Consider the following 20,854-nt stretch of genomic DNA (forward strand, 5'->3'; position numbering starts at 1 on the left):
GGCGGGGGAGCGTCGTGGTGACGGCAGGCGCCTCAGCCGGTGGGGCCGATGGTGACCCGGACGCTCTTCATCAGCGGCTGGTCGCTCTGGGTGCTGTAGTCGTTCGCGGCGATGAGCACGTTCATCTCCGGCATGTAGCCGGCCGCGCAGTCGCGGGGCATGTCGTAGGGCAGCGCGAGGTAGCCGGTGAGCGTGCGTCGGCTGCCGTCCTTGGCCGTCGCCGTGATGTCGACGAGGGTGCCGGGCTCGATGTCCCGGGCCCGCATGTCGGCCGGGTTCATCAGGACGAGGGTGCGCAGGTTCTTCACGCCGCGGTAGCGGTCGTCGTCCGAGTAGATGGTCGTGTTCCACTGGTCGTGGGAGCGCATCGTCTGCAGGACGAGCATCCCGTCGCGGGGCACCACGTCCGGCAGCGGCGCGCTGGAGAACTCGGCACGCCCGGAGGGCGTGAAGAAGACCAGTTCGCGCGCGGGCTGGCGGATCCGGAAGCCGAGGGGGAGCCGGACACGACGGTTGAAGTCCTCGAACCCGTCCAGGACCTTGGCCATGGTGTCGCGGATCCGGTCGTAGTCCTCGACGTAGTGCTCCCACGGCGTGGCACTGCCGGGGAGGGCGGCGCGCGCCATGCCGGCGATGATGGCCGGCTCGGACAGCAGGTGGGACGAGGCGGGCCGCTTCATGCCGACGGACAGGTGGACCATGCTCATGGAGTCCTCGACGGACGTGGCCTGCAGTCCGCGCCGCTGCTCGTCCTTCTCGGTGCGGCCCAGGCACGGCAGGATCAGTGCCTGCCTGCCGTGGACGAGGTGGCTCCGGTTGAGCTTGGTGCTCACGTGCACGGTCAGGGCGCACTTGGCCAGGCCCTGGGCCGTGAACGGGGTGTCGGGCGCGGCGAGCACGAAGTTGCCGCCCATCCCGACGAACACCTTGATCCTGCCCTCGTGCATGGCGGCGATGGTGCCCACCGTGTCCAGGCCGTGCTCCCGGGGCGGGTCGATGCCGCAGACCGCGGCGAGCCGGTCCAGGAAGGCCTCGGCCGGCCGGTGGTCGATCCCGCACGTGCGGTTGCCCTGGACGTTGCTGTGCCCGCGCACGGGGGAGGGGCCGGCGCCCTCGCGCCCCAGGTTGCCGCGGAGCAGCAGGACGTTGACGATCTCGCGGACGGTGTCCACGCCGTGCTCGTGCTGGCTGACGCCGAGGCACCAGCTGATCAGGGTGCGGTCCGAACGCGAGTAGACGGCCGCGGCCTTGAGGATGTCGGCGCGGGTCAGCCCGGACTGGTGCTCCAGTTCCTCCCAGGGCGTGGCCTCGCACAGGGCGCGGTACTCCTCGAAGCCGGACGTGTAGCGCTCGATGAACTCCCGGTCCAGCGCCTTGGGGTCGCCGGCCGACTGCTCCAGCACGGCCTTGGCCATGCCCCGCAGGAGCGCCATGTCGCCGCCGGCGCGGACCTGCAGGTTGAGCGTGCTGGTCCGGGTCGACTTGAACAGGGCCATGTCCGTCATCTCGTGCGGCACGATCGTCCGGGTTGCAGCCGCCTCGATCAGCGGGTTGACGTGCACGATCTGGGCGCCACGCCGGTAGGCGTCGGCGAGCGCGGTCAGCATCCGCGGCGCGTTGGAGGCCGCGTTGACGCCCATGATGAACAGTGCCTCGGCGGAATCCCAGTCCTTCAGGTCGGCGGTGCCCTTGCCGGTGCCCAGGGACGCCTGCAACGCCCGGCCCGACGCCTCGTGGCACATGTTGGAGCAGTCCGGCAGGTTGTTCGTGCCGAATTCCCGGGCCATCAGCTGGTAGAGGAAGGTGGCCTCGTTGCCGAGCCTGCCGGAGGTGTAGAAGGAGGCTTCGTGGGGGCTGTCCAGGGCGCGGAGTTCGCGGCCGACGAGATCGAAGGCGGCCTGCCAGGAGATGGGCACGTAGTGGTCGGTGCCGGGGTCGTACACCATGGGTTCGGTGAGTCGGCCCTGGTCCTCGAGCGCGAAGTCGGTCCAGGTCGACAGCTCCGTGACGGTGTGGGCGGCGAAGAAGTCCCGTGTCACGCGCTTGGGCGTCATCTCCCAGGTGACGTGCTTGATGCCGTTCTCGCAGATGTCGAGCTTGAGTCCCTTGGTGTCGTCGGGCCACGCGCAGCCGGGACAGTCGAAGCCGCCGTTCTCGTGGTTCATCTTGAAGATCGCCCGGGGGCCGTCGACCAGTGCGCGTTCCCGCAGCAGTACCCGGGTGACGCTCTTGGCGGCGCCCCATCCCGCGGCGGGGTGGTGGTAGCCGTGCCGGGAGGGCCGCTTGTCGTCGGCGGGACCCTCACCGCCGGTCGGCGGTACCTCGGGCCGGCCGTCGCCGGGTGCCATCGGCTCGTTCACGCCCTGGACGCTCATACCGATCACCTTCGGGACAAATGTTGCATTTAATGATGATCTTTATCCTATGGGGGCATGTGGGGCGCTGTCCTCTCCTGAGGCGCACCAGGAGCGCGGGTCCGCCGTACGGGGTGGCGGTGCCACCACCGGACGCTTTGCCGGGGTGCGTGCGGGGGACGTGACGGCGTGCCCCCCGCCCGTGCGCACCCGGCGGTGTATTAGCTGAGCGCAAAGATCGGCGTCAGCGAGGAGAGGACATGGCGACGGCAACGGCGCAGGGGCCGGTGGAGGAGTTCCGCCGGCTCAGTGACGGCGACGCGGAGCTGCGGGCGCACGGGGCGTACTTCAGCTGCACCTATCTGCTGGACATGGAACGGCACGCCTTCCTGGTGCGCATGCACCGCGGCCGGGTGGAGGACCTCGTCGTCGATCCCGAACCGCTCACGGCCTACGACTTCGCCATCAGGGCCAGTGCCGAGACCTGGCGGGAGTTCTGCTCGCCGGTGCCCAAGCCGATGTACCACGGCATCTGGGCGGCGAGCTTCCAGCGGGACATGCGGCTGGAGGGCGACCTGCTGGTCCTCATGCAGAACCTGCGCTGCCTCACCCGTCAGCTGGAACTGCTCCGCCTCACCGGCCCGCTGGGCTGAACCACCGTTCCGCCCCGCACCGCCGAAAGGACCCCTAGATGAGCACCGCCTCCCGTATCTCCCCGGTGACCGGCCACTACGTCACGATCGACGTGGAGGACGTCCAGTACAAGGTCTTCTACCTGGAGAACGGCCAGGGGCAGCCGCTGGTGTGCCAGCACACGGCGGGCTGCCACAACCACCAGTGGCGCGGCCTCCTGGAGGACGAGGAGATCACCGCGAACCACCGTGTCATCGCCTACGACCTCGCCCGCCACGGCAAGTCCGACCCGCCGCTGAACAAGGAGTGGTGGAAGGAGGAGTACAAGCTCACCGCCGACCACTACGTCGCCTTCATCACCGCGTTCTGCGACGCGCTCGGTCTGGAGGACCCGATCTTCATGGGCTCCTCCTTCGGCGGGAACGTGGCCCTGCAGCTGGCGCTGCGGCACCCGGACCGCTTCAAGGCGGTCATCCCCGTGGAGGGGGCGGACTACTCTCCCGGCTTCTACCTCGACTGGTGGCAGCACCCCCACGCCAACGCGGCGCAGGTCTGCGCCAGCGGGGTGTGGGACCTCATGGCCCCGCAGTCGCCAGACGCGGACCGCTGGGCGACCTGGTTCTACTACAGCCAGGGCTCGGAGGCGTTCAAGGGCGACCTGTACTTCTACTCCGTCGACCACGACCTCCGGGGCAGGCTGGGGGAGATCGACGGGGAGCGCTGCCCGGTCGTCATGCTCACCGGCGAGTACGACTACCTGACCACCCCCGAGGACGGGGCCCGTACCGCGGAGCAGATCCGCGGGGCCGAGTTCATCGAGATGAAGGAGATCGGGCACTTCCCGATGAGCGAGAACTACCCGCGCTTCGCCGGGTACCTCAAGCAGGCGCTGCGGCGGATCGAGGAGCGCACCGCTTCCTGAGGCACGCGCCGTACGGTGCCGCCCGCCGGGCCGCGGGGTGCTCCCGCGGCCCGTGGCCGGGCGATCAGTTGAAGGCGTCGGGGTCCGGTCCGATGCGGGTGCCGTTGTCGAGGGCGGTGATCGCCGCGACGTCGGCGTCGGAGAGCGCGAAGTCGAAGACGTCGAGGTTCTCGCGGATCCGCTCGGGGGTCACCGACTTGGGGATGACCACGTTGCCGAGCTGCAGGTGCCAGCGCAGGATCACCTGGGCCGGGGTCCTGCCCAGGCGGCCGGCGATGCCGGTGATGACCGGGTCCTTCAGGACGGCGCCCTGGGCGAGCGGGCTCCACGCCTCCGTGGCGATGCCGTGCCGGGCGTGGAAGGCGCGCAGCTCGGCCTGCTGCAGCTGGGGGTGCAGCTCCACCTGGTTGACGGCGGGCACGACGTCGCTGTTGTCGATGAGCCGCTGCAGGTGCGCGGGCTGGAAGTTCGAGACGCCGATGGCGCGGGCCCGGCCCTCGGCGTGGATCTTCTCGAAGGCGCGCCAGGTGTCCAGGTAGGTGTCGCGGGCCGGGGCCGGCCAGTGGATCAGGTAGAGGTCCACGTGGTCGAGGCCGAGCTTGGCGAGGGAGGCGTCGAAGGCGGCGAGGGTGCTGTCGTAGCCCTGGTCGCCGTTCCACAGCTTGGTGGTGACGAAAAGTTCGTCACGGGCGATGCCCGAGGCGGCGAGGGCCTGGCCTACGCCGGCCTCGTTGCCGTAGATCGCCGCGGTGTCGATGCTGCGGTAGCCGCTCTCCAGGGCCGAGGTGACGGCGGCCGCGGTGTCGGCGTCGGGCACCTGGAAGACGCCGAAGCCGAGCTGCGGCATGGTGACGCCGTTGTTCAGCGTGATGTCCGGGGTGGGGGTGGTCATGGTGCAGATCCTTTCGCGTCGCGCCCGGCGGTGGGTGCCGGTGCGAGTGCGGACGGGTGAACGTCCCGGGAGGGGGCGGGGGACGCGTCCTTCCCGTGCTCCACGACCAGGTTAGTTGTGTACGCGGTTAATTGCAAACGCGGAATAAGGTCGTACGCGGAATGGCCGGGTCAGGAAGCCGGGACCTTCGCGCCCTGCAGGTCCTCCACCGCCTTGACCAGGGGTGCGAGCTCCGGGACGAGTGCCGCGTCGTCCATCGCCGCGCGCAGCGCCGCGTTGTTCGTCGGCCGGGCCTCCTCCAGCAGCTTCAGGCCGGCCTCCGTCACGTCCGTGTAGATGCCGCGCCGGTCGGTGGGGCAGAGGTAGCGGGCCAGCAGGCCGCGGTCCTCCAGCCGGGTGACCAGGCGGGTCGTCGCCGACTGGCTCAGCACGACGGCGTCGGCGACCTGGCGCATCTGAAGGTGGCCGCCCTCCCCGTCGTGCTGACGGCTGAGGACGTCGAGCAGGGAGTACTCGCGCACGCTGAGGTCGTGGTGAATCTGGAGCTGCTTCTCGATCCGCCCCTCGATCCGTCCGTGCAGGAGCGACAGGGCGTGCCACCCCTGGGCGAGGGCGGTCAGGGCCGGATCGGTGGCGGTCATCGAGGTCCCCTTTGTGCGGCGGCTGCGGGCGAAGGCTGTTCGTCGTCACTGGCCATGGTAAGCCGCCGCCCGAAGATGTCCAGCGTTTGACGTTATAGCGCGTCTGCAATTATTGTTTTCGCTTGTTAGGTGCCACTGCAACATCTGGAAGGTCTCCGCCATGCCTCTCGCGCTCCTGGCCCTCGCCATCGGGGCTTTCGGGATCGGAACCACCGAATTCGTGATCATGGGCCTGCTGCCCGAGGTCGCCTCCGACTTCGGGGTCTCCGTCCCCACCGCCGGCCTGCTCGTGACCGGCTACGGACTCGGCGTCATGATCGGCGCGCCGATCATGACGCTGCTCGGCACCAAGGTCTCCCGCAAGAACATGCTCATGCTGCTCATGGGCCTGTTCGTGCTCGGCAACCTGGTCTCCGCCCTGGCACCCGCCTTCGGCGTGATGATGGCCGGGCGCATCCTCGCCTCGTTCACGCACGGCGCCTTCTTCGGCATCGGCTCGGTCGTCGCCGCCGACCTGGTGGCCCCGGAGAAGAAGGCGCGCGCGATCTCGATGATGTTCGCCGGCCTCACCGTGGCCAACGTGATCGGCGTGCCGCTGGGCACCTTCATCGGTCAGAACGCCGGCTGGCGCGTGACCTTCTTCGTCGTCGCGGGCCTCGGCGTCGTCGGCCTGGCCGGCGTCCTCAAGCTGGTGCCCGACATGCCCAAGCCGCAGGGCGTGCGCCTGCGCCACGAACTGGGCGCCTTCCGCAACGTCCAGGTCCTGCTGGCCATGGCGATGACCGTGCTCGGCTTCGGCGGCGTCTTCGCGGCCATCACCTACATCGCGCCCATGATGACCGAGGTCACCGGGTTCGCGGACTCCTCCATCACCTGGCTGCTGGTCCTGTTCGGCGCGGGCATGGTCGTCGGCAACCTGGTCGGCGGCAAGTACGCCGACCGCGCCCTGATGCCGATGCTGTACACGGCACTGGGCTCCCTGGCCGCCGTGCTGGCGCTGTTCACCCTCACCGCCCACAACGAGGTCACGGCCGGTGTGACGATCCTCCTCATCGGCGCCCTGGGCTTCGCAACGGTGCCGCCGCTGCAGAAGCGGGTCCTGGACCAGGCGTCCGGCGCCCCCACCCTGGCCTCGGCCGTCAACATCGGCGCCTTCAACCTCGGCAACGCGCTGTCCGCCTGGCTCGGCGGGGTCGTGATCGCCGCGGGCTTCGGCTACACCGCGCCGAACCTCGTCGGGGCGGTCCTCACCGCCTCCGCCCTCGTGCTCGCGGTCGTCTCCGCGGCACTGGAGAAGGGCCGCGGCGGCCGCACCAGCCGGGTCGTCACCGGGGCCGCGCCCGCCGAGCAGCCGGCCCTCACCTCCCGGCACTGACCGCGGGGGCCGGGACCACGGGCACCGCCGGTCCCGGTCCCGGCCCCGGCCCCGACACCGCACCGACGAAGGCCCGCACCATGACCAGCACCGCCCTCACCCGCCTCACCGGCCCGCACCAGCGGCTCACCCTCGGACTCGAACTGCCCCTGGACAACGACTGGGGAGCCGGCCGCCGTGCCGCCGACCAGCAGGCCGGCCGTCCCTTCGGGGTGCCGGACCTGAGCGGTCACGCCGACCTCGCCCGGCTCGCCGACGGCCTCGGCTTCAGCGCCCTGTGGCTGCGCGACGTACCGGTGTACGACCCGCTCGCCTTCGGCGACGCCGGATCCGTCTTCGACGTCTTCGCCTACCTCGGGCACCTCGCCGCGCTGACCGAACACGTCGTGCTCGGCACCTCCGCCGTCGTCCTGCCGCTGCGCAGCCCGCTGCACGTGGCCAAGGCCGCGGCCACCGTCGACGTGCTCTCCGGAGGACGCCTCGTCCTGGGCCTGGCCAGCGGGGACCGCCCGGTGGAGTACCCGCTCTTCGGTGCCGACTTCGACGGCCGCGGACAGGCCTTCCGCGACGGCGTGCGCACCCTGCGCGCCGCCTGGGCGACCCCCGCTCCCGGGCTCGGGCTGGCCCTGCCCGGCACCGGGCTCCGGGCCGAGCGGCGGATCGACGTCCTGCCGAAGCCCGTGGGCGGGGACATCCCGATCGCGGTGGCGGGCAGCGCCCGTCAGGCCCCGGAGTGGATCGCCGGGCACGCCGACGCGGGCCTGAACTACCCCCGGCCCCTCGACGCCCTGCGCGACGACGTCCAGCGGTGGCGGGAACTCACCGGCGGGCGGTACAAGCCCTACCTCACTCCCATGCTGCTCGACCTGGTCGCGGACCCCGCGGCCCGGCCGGAGCCGATCCGCCTCGGCCTGCGTACCGGTCGCACCGCCCTCGTCGACCACCTGGGCGCGATGGCGGACCTGGGCGTCGCCCACGTCTCCCTCAACCTCCGTCCGGGGGACCGCCCGGTCGCGGAGGTGCTGCACGAACTCGCCGAGGAGGTCCTGCCCCACTTCCCCGGGCGCTGACCCGGCGCCGGGCCCCCTCGGGGAACCGGCGCCGGCGCATCCGCCCGGCGGGCGGGGAGGTCAGCGGTGCCGGGGACTGCGGCCCGGCGGCTGCTCCGGCGCCTGACGCGTGCGCAGGGTCGGCACCTTGCGCGTCTGCGCGCGGTCGACGGTGAGCGTGAACCCGTCGTCGTAGTGGTAGAGCTCCAGCGGCTCCCCGTCCAGCAGGGTGTACGTCGCCGCGGCGCCGGTGATCTCCACCCTCAGCCGCCGCCCCCGCACCTGCAGGGTGAAGGCGAGCCGCCGCAGCTTCTCCGGCAGCCGCGGTGCGAAGGCGGCGCAGCCGTCCCGGTACCGCATCCCGCCGAAGCCGCCGACCAGCGCGGCCCAGGTGCCGGCGAGGGAGGCGATGTGCAGGCCGTCGCGGGTGTTGTTCTCCAGGTCGTGCAGGTCCATCAGCGCCGCCTCGCCCAGGTAGTCGTAGGCGAGGCGCAGATGACCGACCTCGGCGGCCATGATCGCCTGCGTCGACGCCGAAAGGGACGAGTCACGCACCGTCATCGGCTCGTAGTAGGCGAAGTTCCGGGCCTTCTGCTCGTCGTCGAAGGCCTCCGGTTGCTTGACCATCGCCAGTACCAGGTCCGCCTGCTTGACCACCTGCCGGCGGTACAGGTCGAAGTAGGGGAAGTGCAGCATCAGCGGGTACTGGTCGGGCTGCGTGGTGGAGAAGTCCCACATCTGGTGCCGGGTGAAGCCCGCCGACTGCTCGTGGACGCCGAGCGCGCTGTCGTAGGGGACGGTCATGGCCGCGGCCGCGTCCCGCCAGGCGGCCGTCTCCTCGTCGTCGACGCCGAGGGCCGCGCCCTCCTTGGTGTGGCGTTCGACGACGTCGGCGGCGGCGCGCAGGTTCGCCTGGGCCATCAGGTTGGTGTAGACGTTGTCGTCCGCGATGGCGCTGTACTCGTCGGGCCCGGTGACCCCGTCGATGTGGAAGTTCCCGTGGGGGTCGTGGTGACCCAGGGAGTGCCACATGCGCGCGGTCTCGACCAGGAGCTCCACACCCGTTTCGCGCTCGAAGTCCTCGTCGCCGGTGAGGGAGACGTAGCGGACGACGGCGTCGGCGATGTCCGCGTTGATGTGGAACGCGGCCGTTCCCGCCGGCCAGTAGCCCGAGCCCTCGGAGCCGTCGATCGTGCGCCACGGGAAGGCGGCGCCCTCGAGGCCGAGCTGGTGGGCGCGCTCCCGGGCGGCGGGCAGGGTGGCACGGCGCCAGCGCAGCGCCTCCGCGACGGACTCCGGCGAGGTCAGGGTGAGCAGCGGAAGGACGAAGGTCTCCGTGTCCCAGAAGGAGTGCCCGTCGTAGCCCGAGCCCGTCAGGCCCTTCGACGGGATCGCCCGCTGCTCGGCGCGCGCACCCGCCTGCAGGACGTGGAACATGGCGAAACGGACCGCCTGCTGGATCTCGGCGTCGCCGTCGATCTCCACGTCCGCCCGCGCCCAGAACGCGTCGAGGTAGTCGCGCTGCTCGTCGCACAGCCCCTGCCAGCCCGTGCTGCGGGCGCCCGCGAGCGCCGCCTCCACCTGGTCGCGCACGGCGGGCAGCGAACGGACCTGGGACCAGCCGTAGGAGACCATCTTCTCCAGGCGCAGCTTCTCCCCGGCCGCCAGGGACGAGGTGACGGTGAGCCGGCTGGTGTCGTCGTTGCTCTCGCTGAAGCTCCGGGTGGACGGCGGCCCCTCCACGGCGTGGTCGGCCGCCACCGCGACCCGCAGTCCGGTGACCGAGGTCGAGTGCACCAGGCGCAGACGGTTGTCCAGGGCCAGGTTCTCCTCCGGTTGCAAGGGGGAGTCCAGCACGGCCGAGACCCGGGGGTCGCCCGAGGTCGTCGGCAGCTGCTCGTTGGCCACCAGCTCGGACTGGACGACCAGGCGCACGTCGTCCACGGCCTCGACCTCGTACACCACCGCGGCGATGGACCGCTGGGTGAGCGAGATCAGGCGGGTCGAGGTCACCCGGATGGTGCAGCCGGCCGGGGAGGTCCATTCGCAGGTGCGGCGCAGATGCCCGGCGCGCAGGTCGAGGACGCGTTCGTGCGAGACGAGCCGCCCGTAGCGCACGTCGAACGGCTCGTCGTTGACGAGCAGCCGGATGATCTTGCCGTTGGTGACGTTGATGACGGTCTGGCCGGCCTCCGGGTAGCCGTAACCCGCCTCCGCGTAGGGCAGCGGGTGCCGTTCGTGGACACCGTTCAGATAGGAGCCGGGCAGCCCGTGCGGCTCGCCCTCGTCGAGGTTGCCGCGCCAGCCGACGTGGCCGTTGGAGAGGGCGAACACCGACTCGCTCTGGGCGAGCACGTCGAGGTCCAGTTCGGTCTCACGCAGGCACCACGGCTCGACCACGTAGGAGGAGTGGCTGATCACGCGTCCGCCTCCAGCAGCTCGGCGAGGTCCCGCACGACGATGTCGGCGCCGTGCGCGCGCAGGGCGTCGGCCTGGCCCACCCGGTCCACCCCCACGACGTACCCGAAGTGGCCGGAGCGGCCGGCGTCCATGCCGGCCAGCGCGTCCTCGAAGACCACCGCCGCCTTCGCCTCCACCCCGAACTCGCGCGCCGCCTCCAGGAAGGTGTCGGGGTGTGGTTTCCCGGGGAGTTTGCGCTCGGCGGCCACCACACCGTCGATGCGCACGTCGAAGAGGTCCTCGATGCCGACCGCGACCAGCACGTCGCGGCAGTTGGCGCTGGAGGACACCACGGCCGTCCGCAGGCCGGCGGCCCGTACGGCCTTCACGTAGCGGACCGAGCCCGGATAGGCCTCGACGCCCTCGCTGCGGATCTTCTCCAGCAGGATCTCGTTCTTGCGGTTGCCCACCCCGTGCACCGTGTCGCGCTCGGGCGGGTCGTCCGCGGAGCCCTCGGGCAGTTCGATGCCGCGCGAGGCCAGGAAGGCCCGCACGCCGTCCGCGCGTGGGCGTCCGTCGACGTACTCGTCGTAGTCGGTCACCTTGTCGAAGGGGCGGAAGTCCGCACCCTCCCGGTGCCGCAGGAAGTCGTCGAACACCTCCTTCCAGGCGGCGGCGTGCACGACCGCGGTCTTGGTCAGCACTCCGTCGAGATCGAACAGGCAGGCCCGGATGCCCTCCGGGAGACCGGTCTTCGTCATGCAACGCGCTTCCCCGCAGCGGGCCCCGGGCATGCCTTCCGCGGCCGCGGACCACCGGGACGCGGGAACAATCCGGGCCGGGGCACGGTTCCACCTGATGCGGGTGCCGTGAGTGGGCCAGTGACCCCGGGCCTCATCCCTTCGCCCGTGGGGACGATCGTTCGGCTGAAGCCCCACGGAGCCCCTCGCCGGGGGCGACCGCCACCGCGGCCCCGCAACGCAGACCGGCGCCGGTCAGGTTCCCCCGTCCTGACCGGCGTCTTCGCGTCGCTGGGGGACGGGTTTGATCACGGGCTCCCGGTACGGCACCAGGGCCTCGCTGACGACGGCGAGCGGACGCCGCGGCGCGGGGCGGGCGGCCTGAAGGGCCGTCACGTAGGCCAAGGCGTCGGCGGGGGTGAGCGCCGGTATCCGTTCCCGCAGCTCGACCATGGCGAACACGCGGCCGTGGGCGGCCACCGACGTGCGGATCCCGTCGTCCAGATCGTCCACCGCGGTCCGCACCGGCAGTCCGCGGACACGGGCCCGGTACTCGTCCTCCCATCCGCCCATGAGGTAGTCCACAGGTCCGATCGCGTGCATGCGGCCGTCGGCCCGGTCCACCAGGTACGGTCCGTTGCCGGCCAGGAGGTGCTCCGCGTCGCCGGTCCTGACGTACTGCGCGGACTGGTAGACGACGACCCACGCCAGCTCGTGCTCCTCGGCCTCCACCACCGCCATGCGCCCGGGGAAGCACCGGTCCAGGTGCTCCTGGACCCTCCGGACCGCGTCCTCGCGCTCGATCATGCGGGGAGCATCCCGCAACCGGCGCGGACCGGGCCAGTGGTCCCTTGGTCCTAGGTCCCGGGTCGGCACGAGGCCGGGCTCTCCTCCGCGGCGGCCTTCAGCATGCGGAGTACGTCCTCGTGGCCCCTGCGGAGCCGTGCGCTGTCGTAGAACAGCGTGAGGAGCGGCCCGGAGAGCGACTCCTCGATCGTGACGACCGTCCGGCCGTCGTCGCTGGGTGCCATCCGCATCCGGTCGACCGCCTTCATCCAGCCCATCGCCAGCCCCGTCCACGACAGCTCCCGCTCGGGCGCCACCACGGCGAAGGAGGACGTGATGCGCGTCCCCCGCAGCTTCCAGCGGAAGCGCGCGTCCGGTTCCACGGCACGCGGGCCCGCCGCTCGGGGAACTTCACGAGGAGTACGCGAAGAAGGGCCGGCTGGACGAGCGCGCGCGGTCAGGTCGACCAGCTCGGTCACCGTTGACGCACCGGTCGCCACGGTGTGGCGGCTCGTCAGCGACATGCACGCCTGGGACACGTGGCGCTCGCTCCGACGCCCGCGTCGTCGCATGGGCGTGGTCAAGACCCGCCGGCGGCATGCGCCGGCGGGCCCGATGTTCCGCTGGTCGGGGAAGGGGTGGGTGCGCGTGCCTTACGGCGACGTCGTGGGGTCGGCGATCTCCAGGCGCGCGGGCGGCGGCTCCGGCAAGGGTCCGGAGTCGGTGGCGCGCAGTCCGTCGAAGGCCAGCGCGAGGTAGCGGCGCCACGCCTGCGGCTGGATGGGCAGCAGCGGTGCCGCCGTCTGGTGGATCCCGCCGAGCAGCAGGACGACGTCGGTCCCCGTGATGTCGCCGCGCACGGCGCCTTGCTCGCGCGCCCGGGCCGTGAGCGCCTCGGCGGCGTCGCAGAGCAGGGCGATGCGGTCGCGGACCTCGGCGTGCTGCAGTGACGGGCGGCCGATCACCTCGCAGAACGCGCGGTCGGTGGCGAGCGCTTCGACGCCGTCGGTCATGAACTCGCGCAGCGCCGCGCCCGAGTCGTCGGCCTCCAGGAGGCGGCCGGCCGAGCCGACGAGCTGGTCGAGCAACTGGAGCATGATCGCCGCGAGGAGGTCCTCCTTCGAGGCGAAGTGCCGGAAGACCGTGCCCTTGGCGAGGCCGGCCCGCTGGGCGATCTCACCGATCGGCACGTCGACCCCGTGCTCGGCGAACGCCGCCGTCGCCGCCTCGAGCAGCAGGCGTCGGTTGCGCACCATGTCCGCCCGCTGGCCCGGAGTGGCTGTCGTCCCGCTCATCCCTGCCTCCTCCCAGGTGTGGAGCCTATCACCAAGGTGACCGGAGGGTCAGGTTAGCTGTTACGCTCAACATGACCCGGCGGTCATCTTCTGCCCGGGTCGCGAACCACGAACACGAACTCCTGGGAGAACAACGTGAGCGGCACCCTGGAAGGCAAGGTCGTCCTCGTCACCGGCGCGTCCTCGGGCATCGGCCGGGCCACGGCCCTCGCCCTGTCGAAGGCCGGCGCCCTGGTCGCGGTCGGGGCCCGGCGGGCCGACCGGCTGAAGGACCTCGTGCAGGACGCCCCCGGCGAGATGCTCGCCCTCGATCTGGACGTCACCGACCACGCATCGGTGCGTGACGCGGTCGCGGCGACCGTCGAGCGCTTCGGAGGTCTCGACATCCTGGTCAACAACGCGGGCGTCATGCTCAGCGGCCCGATCCTCGACGCGGACACCACCGAGTGGACGCGCATGGTCGAGACCAACCTGCTCGGCTCGATGTACGCGGTCCACGCCGCCCTGCCCCACCTGCTGGAGCGCAAGGGGGCCGTGGTCCAGGTCTCCTCGACCTCGGGGCGCACGGCGACGGCCGCGAGCGGCGCCTACTCGGCCACCAAGTTCGGCGTCACCGCCTTCGCGGAGTCGCTCCGGCAGGAGGTCACCGAGCAGGGTGTCCGGGTCGTGCTCGTCGAACCCGGCTTCGTCTCGACCGAGCTGACCAGCCACATCACCCACCCGGGGATCCGGGCCATGGCGAAGAGCATGGCCGAGTCCATGCGGACCCTGCAGCCCGAGGACATCGCCGCCGCCGTCCTGTACGCGGTCACCCAGCCCGACCATGTCGCGGTGAACGAGATCCTGATCCGGCCCACCGACCAGGCCCGCTGACGCGGCCGGCCGCCGCGGACAGGGGGAACCGGGGAACCCTTCCGCGGCGGCCCGCCCGGCTCAGGACGACTCCAGCGCCTCCAGCATGATGCGCTGCGTCTCGGCGAGGTACGTCTGGGCCGCCGTGCGGGCCGTGGTCGCGGCACCGTCGATGACGGCGGTGACGAGGGGTTCCAGGCGGGCGGCGGCCTCCGCCGGGTCGCGGAAGGGGGCGACGAGGCGGGCGCGCAACGGCAGGTAGGCGGCGAAGAGGGTGTTGGTGAGGAGCACGTAGACGCGGTTGCCGGTGGCCTGGGCGAGGGCGCGGTGGACCTCGGCGTCGGCCAGTTGGACGGCGTCGGGGTCGGCGGCGGCGCCGACGGCGTCCAGGAGGGTGCGCAGCCGGGCGCGTTGCGGGTGAGTGGCCTTGACGGCGGCGCGTTCGGCGATCAACGTGCCGACACCGGCACGGACTTCGAAGATGTCGGCCAGCCACCCGGGGTTGTGCCGTACGAGCATGGGCAGCAGGTCCGCGCCGCCGAGGCGCAGGTAGTCGCGGACCCGGGTGCCGACGCCGTGGCGGGTCTCCAGGAGACCGGCCTGGATGAGCCGGCCGAAGGCGTGCTTCACCGTGGTGCGGGTGACGCCGTAGCCCTCGGCGAGGCGTTGTTCCGGGGGCAGCAGGGTGCCGGCGGGGTGGGTGCCGCCCAGGATGTCCTCCTGCAGGCGGCGTTCCAGCACGTCGACGATGGTCTCGCGGGGCAGTGGCTCCACCGTGGTCGTCCTCTCGAAGCGGTCCGGTCCAAGCCCACCGAGCAACGGGGACCGCGTCAACATACTCAGGCAGTGGATGAGCCACTCATTCAATGAGTCTGTGTGCAACCCCTTGCCCTGACGTCGTGTCAGCGGCATCCTGCGTGGTGCCCAGGCCCCGTACGCCCCGTCCCCACGACCGCCGGAGTCTGCCCATGCCCCGCTTCCGCCGTTCCTCACGCCTGCTGACCCTGGCCGCGGCCGCCCTGTTCGCGGTGACCGCCACCGCCCCCGCCTCGGCCAACGCTCCCGACCCGTACTCCGAGCCGTCGTTCGCCGCCGCCTGCGACTGGCACGCGTACGGGGAGGGCGAGACCCCCGACCCGTGGCTCTGGCTGTCCGACCCGGTGTGCGTGGAGTACTCCAAGCGCGACATCACCCTCGACAACGGCGGCGCCGTCCGATTCCTGCTCGCCGAACCCGCCCGCTTCGCGCTCGCCCTCCCCGTGTGCCGCTACTACCAGCGCGACCACTGGAGCGTGCAGTCCACCACCGGGGCGGTTCCGTACGTCTCCTGGGACGGCCGCTACTGGTTCGACAAGCGCAACCGGCGTGCGGCGATGCTCCTGACGAACTTCCGGCTCAACGGGGTCACCGTGGGCATAGGCGACCTGGTGGCCGCGCTGCGTCCGCAACTGCCCGAGGTCGCGGACGTCCTGGACGCGTACGGGGACGAGGCCGGCGAGAGCGGGCTCTCCGTCACGTTGCCCTTCAGCCTCCTGTGCGCGGGGTGGTAGCCGATGGAGCCGCTCCCCGGCATCGACCGGCGCGCAGTGCTGCGCGGTCTGGCCGCCGCCGTCGCCGCCCTGCCCGCGCTGGGCACGATGGCAGCTCCCGCCGCGGCCGCTCCTGCCGCGGCCGCCGCGCTCGGCTCCTGGCCGGTCTCCACCCTGGAGGCCTTCGCCGACACCCTTGTGCCGGGGGAACGACGTTCCCCCTCCGACCGCGCCATCGCCGGCGCCGCCTCCGGCCCGGGCGCCGTACAGGCCGGGGTCATCACCCTGCTCACCTCGCCCGACCTCCCGCTGAACCCGCTCCTGCCGGGCATCGCGGCGCTGCTGGACGCCCGCGCCACCGCGTACGCCATCAGCCGGCTCATCCTGCTCCCGCTCGACCGACCGCCTTTCGTCGGTCTCTCCTTCGACCACCGCACCACCCTGGTCACCGGGCTCTTCCGGGCCGACGACCTCGACCGCCCGATCTGGCAACTGCTCGCCTTCCTCGTCGGTCTGGCCTTCGACACCGCCGCCCACCGCCACACCGCGCAGGCCCTCGCCGAAGGCCACCCCGGTCTGGTCTGGACCGGCTTCCCGCCGCCCGACGCCGACGGTCTGTGGCGCTACCCGTCCCACTCCTACGGCACGGCCCTCTCCGAGCCGCACCCCGCCACCACCCCCTCCGGGAGCCCCGCATGAGCCCCCAGACCACCGATGTCCTCGTCATCGGCAGCGGCTTCGGCGGTGCGATACCCGCCTACCACCTCGCCGCCGCGGGAGCCCGGGTCACCGTCCTCGAACGCGGACCGCGCCTGGCCACCGAGGACTTCACCCACGACCTCGACCTGGGCGCGTACCCCCGCATCGTCGACGTGATCAAGGGCGACGGCATCTCCGTCGTCGCGGGCAACTGCGTGGGCGGGGGCAGCGTCGTCTACTTCGCCGCGTCGCTGCGCGCGCCGTCCTTCGTCTTCGACCGGCGCGACGCCGCGGGACGGCGGCTGTGGCCCGCCTCCCTCAGCCGCGCCGCCCTCGACCCCTGGTACGAGCAGGTCGAGCAGGCCCTGCCGGTGACGAAGCTCGACTGGCCCGACGTCTCGTACGCGGGCGGCGTGCTGGCCGCCGCCTGCGACCGCGCCGGGCACACCTGCAACCCGGTGCCCGTCGCCGTCGACCGGGCCCGCTGCACCGACTGCAACTGGATGCTCTCGGGCTGCCGCTTCGGTGCCAAGCGCTCCATGCTGCTCAACTACCTGCCCGCCGCGGAGGCGCACGGCGCCGAGATCCGCCCCCTGCACGAGGTGCAGCTGATCCGCCCGTCCACGGTGCCCGGATACCGCTACGCCGTCGACTACACCACCGTGGACCCGGCGGACTACACCTGCCCCACCGGCGCGGGCACCCTCCACACCAAGGTCCTGGTGCTGGCCGCGGGCGCGGTCGGCACACCGGTCCTGCTGCAGCGTTCGGCGCTCGCCCTGGGGGGAGTCCCGCCCGCCGTCGGCGGCTACTTCTCCGGCAACGGCGACCGGGTCAGCGTCGCGGAGATGGACGAGGGCAAGGTCCGCTCCCTGCTCGGGCTGGCGCGCAGCGCGACGGTGGCGTACGAGGCACTGCACATCGGGATGCCGATCACCGCGGCGTCCTTCGACCGCCTCGACGCCCGGGCGCCGGAGTTCTCCCGCTTCACCCTCCAGCAGATCTACTTCCCGACCGTCACCAATTCCCTCGCCCAGACCGCCGCGGGGCGCTGGTCGGGTGTCGCCAAGAAGCAGATGCGGGCCCGCTGGCGCTCCTGGCTCACCGTGCTCGCCATGACCGAGGACGAGGCCGAGGGCAGCTTCGGCGTGCCGCCCCTCACCGGCAGCTTCACCCGCCTGGCCAACGGGCTGGGCCTGGGCACCATGCGGTTCGCACCGACGGCCGGCACGCGGCGCGGCTGGTCCGAGGCCGACACGTACGCACGGGCGGTGCTGGAACGGGACGGCCTCGCCACCGTCCGCCCGTGGAGCGAGGATGTGGCGGGCACGGTGACCGCCCACCCCCTCGCCTCCTGCCGGCTCGGCGACTCCGCCGCGATCTCCGCGCTGACCGAGCTCAACGAGCTGCGCACCCACCCCGGCCTCTTCGTGACGGACGGTGCGGCCGTCCCCACCTCCCTCACCGTCAACCCCTCCCTGACCATCGCGGCCCTCGCGGAACGTGCCTGTCCCGCCATCGCCGCCCGCTGCGCCCAGTACGGCGTCGCCGTGCGCTACGCACCGAGCGATCCGCTCACCGGCGCGGCCCGCGGGGGCGGTGTCGCGGCGGCGGCCCGTGCCGTCGCGGCCCGCGCGGGGGCTTGAGTCTCCCCCGGGGGGAGACGGAAGAGTAGCGGGCGTGAACGGCGACGCGCGCTACTCGATCGGCGACCTGGCCCGGCGCACCGGGCTGACGGTCAAGACCATCCGCTTCTACTCCGACCGGGGGATCGTGACGCCGGCCGGCCGCAGTCCGGCCGGCTACCGCCGCTACGGCGACGAGGCCCTGGCCCGGCTGGAACTCGTACGGACCCTGCGCGAGCTGGGACTCGACCTGGCCACGATCCGGCGGGTCGTGGACCGGGAGCTGTCCCTGCCCGAGGTCGCGGCGGCCCATGCCGCGGCCCTGGAGACGCAGATCCGCACCTTGCGGCTGCGGCGCGCGGTGCTGACGGCCGTGGCCCGGCGCGGGTCCACCCCGGAGGAGACGGAGCTCATGCACGAACTGGCCGGGCTGTCCGCTGCGGAACGCGGACGGCTCATCGACGACTTCCTCGACGCCGTCCTCGGCGGACCCGGTGACCTCGCGGACGCGCCCGCGATCGAGGGCCTGCGCCGCTCCCTCACCCCGGCGCTGCCCGAGGACCCCGGGCCGGACCAGGTCCAGGCGTGGGTGGAGCTCGCCGAACTGTCACAGGACCCAGGTTTCCGGGCCACGATGCGCCGGATGGCCGGGGAGCACGCGGCCGACCGTGCCCGCGCCGGGACCACGTCGCCGCGCCGCGACGTCGTCGCGTCGGTCGGCGAGCGGGTCGTCCCCACCCTGGCCGCGGGCGTCGACCCTGCCTCCGACCGGGCGCGTACCGTCGTCGCGGCCGTCGCCGCGGAGTACGCGGACCTCCTCGGCGCCGCGGACGGCGCCGAGCTCCGGCGACGACTGCTGACCCGTCTGCGGACCGCGTCCGACCCGCGCCGGGAGCGGTACGCCCGGCTGCTCGCGGTGGTCAACGGCTGGCCCGTCCTGGAGAGCCGCGGGCCCGCCCTCGACTGGGCCGTCCGCGCCCTGGAGGCCGCCGCCGCGTGACCGGACGGCTCGCCGGGCCCAGCGCGTCGGTGCGCCGGGCCCACGTCCCGTCAGGTAGCGGGGGTGGATCACCGGCAGTAACTTGGGCCGCGGGTTCGCCCCACACCGCCGGCCGTGCCGCGAAGCCGCCGGGGACGGGCCTCGGCCTTTCGGAGGGCGCGATGAGGGTATGCCGATGACTCCCCCCTCCGGGCTGTCACGTTTCCGGCCGGCCGTGGTCATCGTCCTGCTCCTGGCGGTGGGGGCGGGGCTGTTCGCCGGTTCGTACAGCTTCGCCATGGCGCATCCGACACCGCATCACATCCCGATCGGCGTCGTGGACGACTCCCCCCAGCTGCAGAAGTTCGTGGCGGGCATGGACTCGGGCCTGAGCACCGAACTGGTGCAGCGGCGCTTCGCCACGCGGGCGGCCGCCGTCGACGCCGTCGACCGGCAGCATGTGTTCGCCGTGGCGCAGACCAAGGCCGGGGGCGGCACCGTCTCGTTCGACCTGGTGCCGGCCGCGGGGGCCTCGGTGGCGCGTGTGCTGGCGGCGGCGGCCCCGGTGGCGGCCGCGCAGGCCGGGGTGCGGCTGAGCCTCGGCGACCTCAGACCGCTGCAGCCCGGCGACCCGCAGGGGCTCGCGATCTTCTACATCACGCTCGCCGCGGTCATCGTGGGCTTCCTCGGCGCGGTGCAGCTGACCGTGCACGCGTCGGAGCTCAGACCGCTGGAGCGCTTCCTGACGATCGTCGCGTACTCCGCGCTCGGAAGCCTGTCCATCGTCGCGGTGGTGGACTGGGGGCTGCACGTGCTGCGGCTGCCCTTCCTCCAGTCCTGGGCGATCCTGACCCTCACGATGGTGACCTCGGGGCTGGTGTTCACGGCGTTCTACATGCTGTTCGGCAAATGGGCCATCCTGCCGACGTGGTTGCTCATGGTGCTGCTCGGCAACCCGTCCTCGGGCGGGGCGGTGTCCTGGCTGCTCCTGCCCGAGCCGCTGGGGGCCGTCGGCCGCTGGCTGCCGCCCGGGGCCTCGGTCAACGCCCAGCACAACGCGATCTACTTCGCCGAGAACCAGTACGCCTTCCCGTACCTGGTGCTCTTCGGCTGGGCGGCGGCGGCCGCCGCGGTGGCGTGGACCTGGCGGCGGCGCCGGTACCCGCAGATGTGACCCCGTACGGTCGTGCCGGACGGCGTCACACCCGTACGGCGGCCCCGCCGTCCGGCAGCGGCGCGCACGTTCCCGGCCTGCGGCGGACGGCCGCTCAGCGGCGGTGCCGCTGCGCGGTCACGATGTCCCGCGTCGCACGCTCGGCGGATCCGCTGAGCCGCTGGACGCGGGCGGCGAACACCGGGAACTGCCCGGCCACCGCGCTGAGCAGGCGCAGCTCGGGCGGGGCCACGTTCACCTCGCCGAGGTTGCGTTCGACGGCCCGGACGACCCCCGCCGTGACCTGCCGGGGCGTCACGGTACGTGCCCCGGCAGGTGCCTTGGCACCCGTGTCGGCGAACATGCCGGCATCCCGGACGAATCCGGGCTGGACCAGGGACACCCCGACACCGGTGCCGTGCAGGTCCTCGCGGAAGCCGTGGGCGAAGCCGCGGAGGCCGAACTTGGTCGCGCTGTACAGGGAAGTGGACCGCGAGGCGGCCTTGCCGGACAGCGAGCCGATGAGGACGACGTGGCCCCGCCCGGCCTCGACCATGGCCGGCGCCAGCAGCCGCGCCAGCAGGACCGGTGCCCGCAGGTTCACCATCAGGGCGCGGTCGAGCTGGTCGGGGGAGTAGTCCAGCAGCTCGCCGCTGCTCGGCAGGGCGGCGTTGGCCACGAGGACGTCGACGCCGGCGCACTCGGCGGCCAGCCGCTCCACGTCGGCGCGGTCCGCGAGGTCGGCGGGGACGGCCCTCGCGTCCAGGCTCTTGGCCAGGGGTTCGAGGATGTCGGCGCGGCGCCCGCTGAGGGTCAACCGCGCGCCCCTGGCGGCGAGTTCGCGCGCCATGTCCTGGCCGAGCCCACCCGTGGCACCGGTGAGCAGAACAGTTGCACCGGCGATGCGCATCCGTCTAACCTCCCGTCTCG

Annotated in this window: 20 protein-coding genes; 10 read left to right on the plus strand and 10 right to left on the minus strand. The window is 72.4% G+C overall.

The annotated features are described in order from the left end of the window. Positions 1-32: 32 nt before the first annotated feature. Positions 33-2,375 carry an FdhF/YdeP family oxidoreductase gene (locus AC1VWI_RS39625; RefSeq protein WP_499515877.1) on the minus strand — a complete coding sequence of 781 codons (2,343 nt, stop codon included), beginning with the start codon at positions 2,373-2,375 and terminating at the stop codon, positions 33-35. A 239-nt stretch (positions 2,376-2,614) separates the two neighbouring features. Between AC1VWI_RS39625 and AC1VWI_RS39630 the strand changes: the two genes are divergently transcribed. Together AC1VWI_RS39630 and AC1VWI_RS39635 are read left to right on the plus strand one after the other, a co-directional pair. Further along, a complete protein-coding gene (locus tag AC1VWI_RS39630; RefSeq protein ID WP_499515878.1) occupies positions 2,615-3,007 on the plus strand; it encodes a hypothetical protein in 393 nt (130 codons plus the stop codon). Positions 3,008-3,045: 38 nt separating this feature from the next. Next, complete coding sequence (locus tag AC1VWI_RS39635; protein WP_499515879.1) at positions 3,046-3,909, plus strand: alpha/beta fold hydrolase; 864 nt, start codon at positions 3,046-3,048, stop codon at positions 3,907-3,909. Positions 3,910-3,973: 64 nt separating this feature from the next. Here the strand turns inward: AC1VWI_RS39635 and AC1VWI_RS39640 are convergent, their stop codons facing one another. Beyond that, on the minus strand, positions 3,974-4,801 hold the full coding sequence (locus AC1VWI_RS39640; RefSeq protein WP_499515880.1) for an aldo/keto reductase: 828 nt from the start codon (positions 4,799-4,801) through the stop codon (positions 3,974-3,976). A 170-nt stretch (positions 4,802-4,971) separates the two neighbouring features. Then, positions 4,972-5,442 (minus strand): MarR family winged helix-turn-helix transcriptional regulator, encoded by a 471-nt coding sequence (locus AC1VWI_RS39645; RefSeq protein ID WP_499515881.1) that lies wholly within the window; start codon positions 5,440-5,442, stop codon positions 4,972-4,974. Between the two features lie 160 nt (positions 5,443-5,602). Between AC1VWI_RS39645 and AC1VWI_RS39650 the strand changes: the two genes are divergently transcribed. Further along, the gene (locus AC1VWI_RS39650; RefSeq protein ID WP_499515882.1) at positions 5,603-6,817 is read left to right on the plus strand and encodes an MFS transporter; all 1,215 of its coding nucleotides are present in this window, start codon (positions 5,603-5,605) and stop codon (positions 6,815-6,817) included. 80 nt (positions 6,818-6,897) lie between these two features. Further along, entirely contained in the window at positions 6,898-7,887 is a 990-nt protein-coding gene (locus tag AC1VWI_RS39655) for an LLM class oxidoreductase (RefSeq protein WP_499515883.1), read from the plus strand. Positions 7,888-7,947: 60 nt separating this feature from the next. Here the strand turns inward: AC1VWI_RS39655 and AC1VWI_RS39660 are convergent, their stop codons facing one another. From AC1VWI_RS39660 to AC1VWI_RS39680, 5 genes are all read right to left on the minus strand, one after another. After that, positions 7,948-10,287 carry a glycoside hydrolase family 65 protein gene (locus AC1VWI_RS39660; protein WP_499515884.1) on the minus strand — a complete coding sequence of 780 codons (2,340 nt, stop codon included), beginning with the start codon at positions 10,285-10,287 and terminating at the stop codon, positions 7,948-7,950. Further along, the gene (locus AC1VWI_RS39665) at positions 10,284-11,027 is read right to left on the minus strand and encodes an HAD family hydrolase (protein WP_499515885.1); all 744 of its coding nucleotides are present in this window, start codon (positions 11,025-11,027) and stop codon (positions 10,284-10,286) included. The genes AC1VWI_RS39660 and AC1VWI_RS39665 overlap by 4 nt, the downstream gene beginning before the upstream one ends. A gap of 234 nt (positions 11,028-11,261) precedes the next feature. Further along, positions 11,262-11,813 carry a YrhB domain-containing protein gene (locus AC1VWI_RS39670; protein WP_499515886.1) on the minus strand — a complete coding sequence of 184 codons (552 nt, stop codon included), beginning with the start codon at positions 11,811-11,813 and terminating at the stop codon, positions 11,262-11,264. A gap of 50 nt (positions 11,814-11,863) precedes the next feature. Continuing rightward, positions 11,864-12,175, minus strand: a complete 312-nt coding sequence (locus tag AC1VWI_RS39675; RefSeq protein ID WP_499515887.1) for an SRPBCC family protein — start codon at positions 12,173-12,175, stop codon at positions 11,864-11,866. Positions 12,176-12,445: 270 nt separating this feature from the next. Further along, positions 12,446-13,087, minus strand: a complete 642-nt coding sequence (locus AC1VWI_RS39680) for a TetR/AcrR family transcriptional regulator (protein WP_499515888.1) — start codon at positions 13,085-13,087, stop codon at positions 12,446-12,448. A gap of 135 nt (positions 13,088-13,222) precedes the next feature. On the opposite strand from AC1VWI_RS39680, the gene AC1VWI_RS39685 reads away from it, so the two are divergent. Next, positions 13,223-13,960 (plus strand): SDR family NAD(P)-dependent oxidoreductase, encoded by a 738-nt coding sequence (locus AC1VWI_RS39685; RefSeq protein WP_499515889.1) that lies wholly within the window; start codon positions 13,223-13,225, stop codon positions 13,958-13,960. A 60-nt stretch (positions 13,961-14,020) separates the two neighbouring features. On the opposite strand, the gene AC1VWI_RS39690 is transcribed toward AC1VWI_RS39685, so the two are convergent. Beyond that, positions 14,021-14,713: a FadR/GntR family transcriptional regulator gene (locus AC1VWI_RS39690; protein WP_499515890.1), complete on the minus strand. Its 693-nt coding sequence runs from the start codon at positions 14,711-14,713 to the stop codon at positions 14,021-14,023. Between the two features lie 194 nt (positions 14,714-14,907). Between AC1VWI_RS39690 and AC1VWI_RS39695 the strand changes: the two genes are divergently transcribed. The 5 genes from AC1VWI_RS39695 to AC1VWI_RS39715 all read left to right on the plus strand — a co-directional run bounded on the left by AC1VWI_RS39695 (position 14,908) and on the right by AC1VWI_RS39715 (position 19,945). Continuing rightward, positions 14,908-15,489, plus strand: coding sequence for a hypothetical protein (locus AC1VWI_RS39695; protein WP_499515891.1), 582 nt, complete (start codon positions 14,908-14,910; stop codon positions 15,487-15,489). Between the two features lie 3 nt (positions 15,490-15,492). Further along, entirely contained in the window at positions 15,493-16,167 is a 675-nt protein-coding gene (locus AC1VWI_RS39700; protein WP_499515892.1) for a DUF5987 family protein, read from the plus strand. Next, on the plus strand, positions 16,164-17,813 hold the full coding sequence (locus AC1VWI_RS39705; protein ID WP_499515893.1) for an FAD-dependent oxidoreductase: 1,650 nt from the start codon (positions 16,164-16,166) through the stop codon (positions 17,811-17,813). The genes AC1VWI_RS39700 and AC1VWI_RS39705 overlap by 4 nt, the downstream gene beginning before the upstream one ends. 34 nt (positions 17,814-17,847) lie before the next feature. Continuing rightward, complete coding sequence (locus tag AC1VWI_RS39710) at positions 17,848-18,792, plus strand: MerR family transcriptional regulator (RefSeq protein WP_499515894.1); 945 nt, start codon at positions 17,848-17,850, stop codon at positions 18,790-18,792. A 175-nt stretch (positions 18,793-18,967) separates the two neighbouring features. Beyond that, positions 18,968-19,945: an ABC transporter permease gene (locus tag AC1VWI_RS39715; RefSeq protein WP_499515895.1), complete on the plus strand. Its 978-nt coding sequence runs from the start codon at positions 18,968-18,970 to the stop codon at positions 19,943-19,945. 94 nt (positions 19,946-20,039) lie between these two features. On the opposite strand, the gene AC1VWI_RS39720 is transcribed toward AC1VWI_RS39715, so the two are convergent. Beyond that, the gene (locus AC1VWI_RS39720) at positions 20,040-20,834 is read right to left on the minus strand and encodes an SDR family NAD(P)-dependent oxidoreductase (RefSeq protein ID WP_499515896.1); all 795 of its coding nucleotides are present in this window, start codon (positions 20,832-20,834) and stop codon (positions 20,040-20,042) included. Between the last annotated feature and the right edge of the window lie 20 nt (positions 20,835-20,854).

It is taken from the genome of Streptomyces sp. TOM-9 (assembly GCF_056858595.1).

What these genes read in the sequence shown, in the direction of transcription:
- AC1VWI_RS39625 (WP_499515877.1), bottom strand. Translation starts at nt 2,375, where the DNA reads ATGAGCGTCCAGGGCGTGAACGAGCCGATGGCACCCGGCGACGGCCGG.
- AC1VWI_RS39630 (WP_499515878.1), top strand. Translation starts at nt 2,615, where the DNA reads ATGGCGACGGCAACGGCGCAGGGGCCGGTGGAGGAGTTCCGCCGGCTC.
- AC1VWI_RS39635 (WP_499515879.1), top strand. Translation starts at nt 3,046, where the DNA reads ATGAGCACCGCCTCCCGTATCTCCCCGGTGACCGGCCACTACGTCACG.
- AC1VWI_RS39640 (WP_499515880.1), bottom strand. Translation starts at nt 4,801, where the DNA reads ATGACCACCCCCACCCCGGACATCACGCTGAACAACGGCGTCACCATG.
- AC1VWI_RS39645 (WP_499515881.1), bottom strand. Translation starts at nt 5,442, where the DNA reads ATGACCGCCACCGATCCGGCCCTGACCGCCCTCGCCCAGGGGTGGCAC.
- AC1VWI_RS39650 (WP_499515882.1), top strand. Translation starts at nt 5,603, where the DNA reads ATGCCTCTCGCGCTCCTGGCCCTCGCCATCGGGGCTTTCGGGATCGGA.
- AC1VWI_RS39655 (WP_499515883.1), top strand. Translation starts at nt 6,898, where the DNA reads ATGACCAGCACCGCCCTCACCCGCCTCACCGGCCCGCACCAGCGGCTC.
- AC1VWI_RS39665 (WP_499515885.1), bottom strand. Translation starts at nt 11,027, where the DNA reads ATGACGAAGACCGGTCTCCCGGAGGGCATCCGGGCCTGCCTGTTCGAT.
- AC1VWI_RS39670 (WP_499515886.1), bottom strand. Translation starts at nt 11,813, where the DNA reads ATGATCGAGCGCGAGGACGCGGTCCGGAGGGTCCAGGAGCACCTGGAC.
- AC1VWI_RS39680 (WP_499515888.1), bottom strand. Translation starts at nt 13,087, where the DNA reads ATGAGCGGGACGACAGCCACTCCGGGCCAGCGGGCGGACATGGTGCGC.
- AC1VWI_RS39695 (WP_499515891.1), top strand. Translation starts at nt 14,908, where the DNA reads ATGCCCCGCTTCCGCCGTTCCTCACGCCTGCTGACCCTGGCCGCGGCC.
- AC1VWI_RS39700 (WP_499515892.1), top strand. Translation starts at nt 15,493, where the DNA reads ATGGAGCCGCTCCCCGGCATCGACCGGCGCGCAGTGCTGCGCGGTCTG.
- AC1VWI_RS39705 (WP_499515893.1), top strand. Translation starts at nt 16,164, where the DNA reads ATGAGCCCCCAGACCACCGATGTCCTCGTCATCGGCAGCGGCTTCGGC.
- AC1VWI_RS39715 (WP_499515895.1), top strand. Translation starts at nt 18,968, where the DNA reads ATGACTCCCCCCTCCGGGCTGTCACGTTTCCGGCCGGCCGTGGTCATC.
- AC1VWI_RS39720 (WP_499515896.1), bottom strand. Translation starts at nt 20,834, where the DNA reads ATGCGCATCGCCGGTGCAACTGTTCTGCTCACCGGTGCCACGGGTGGG.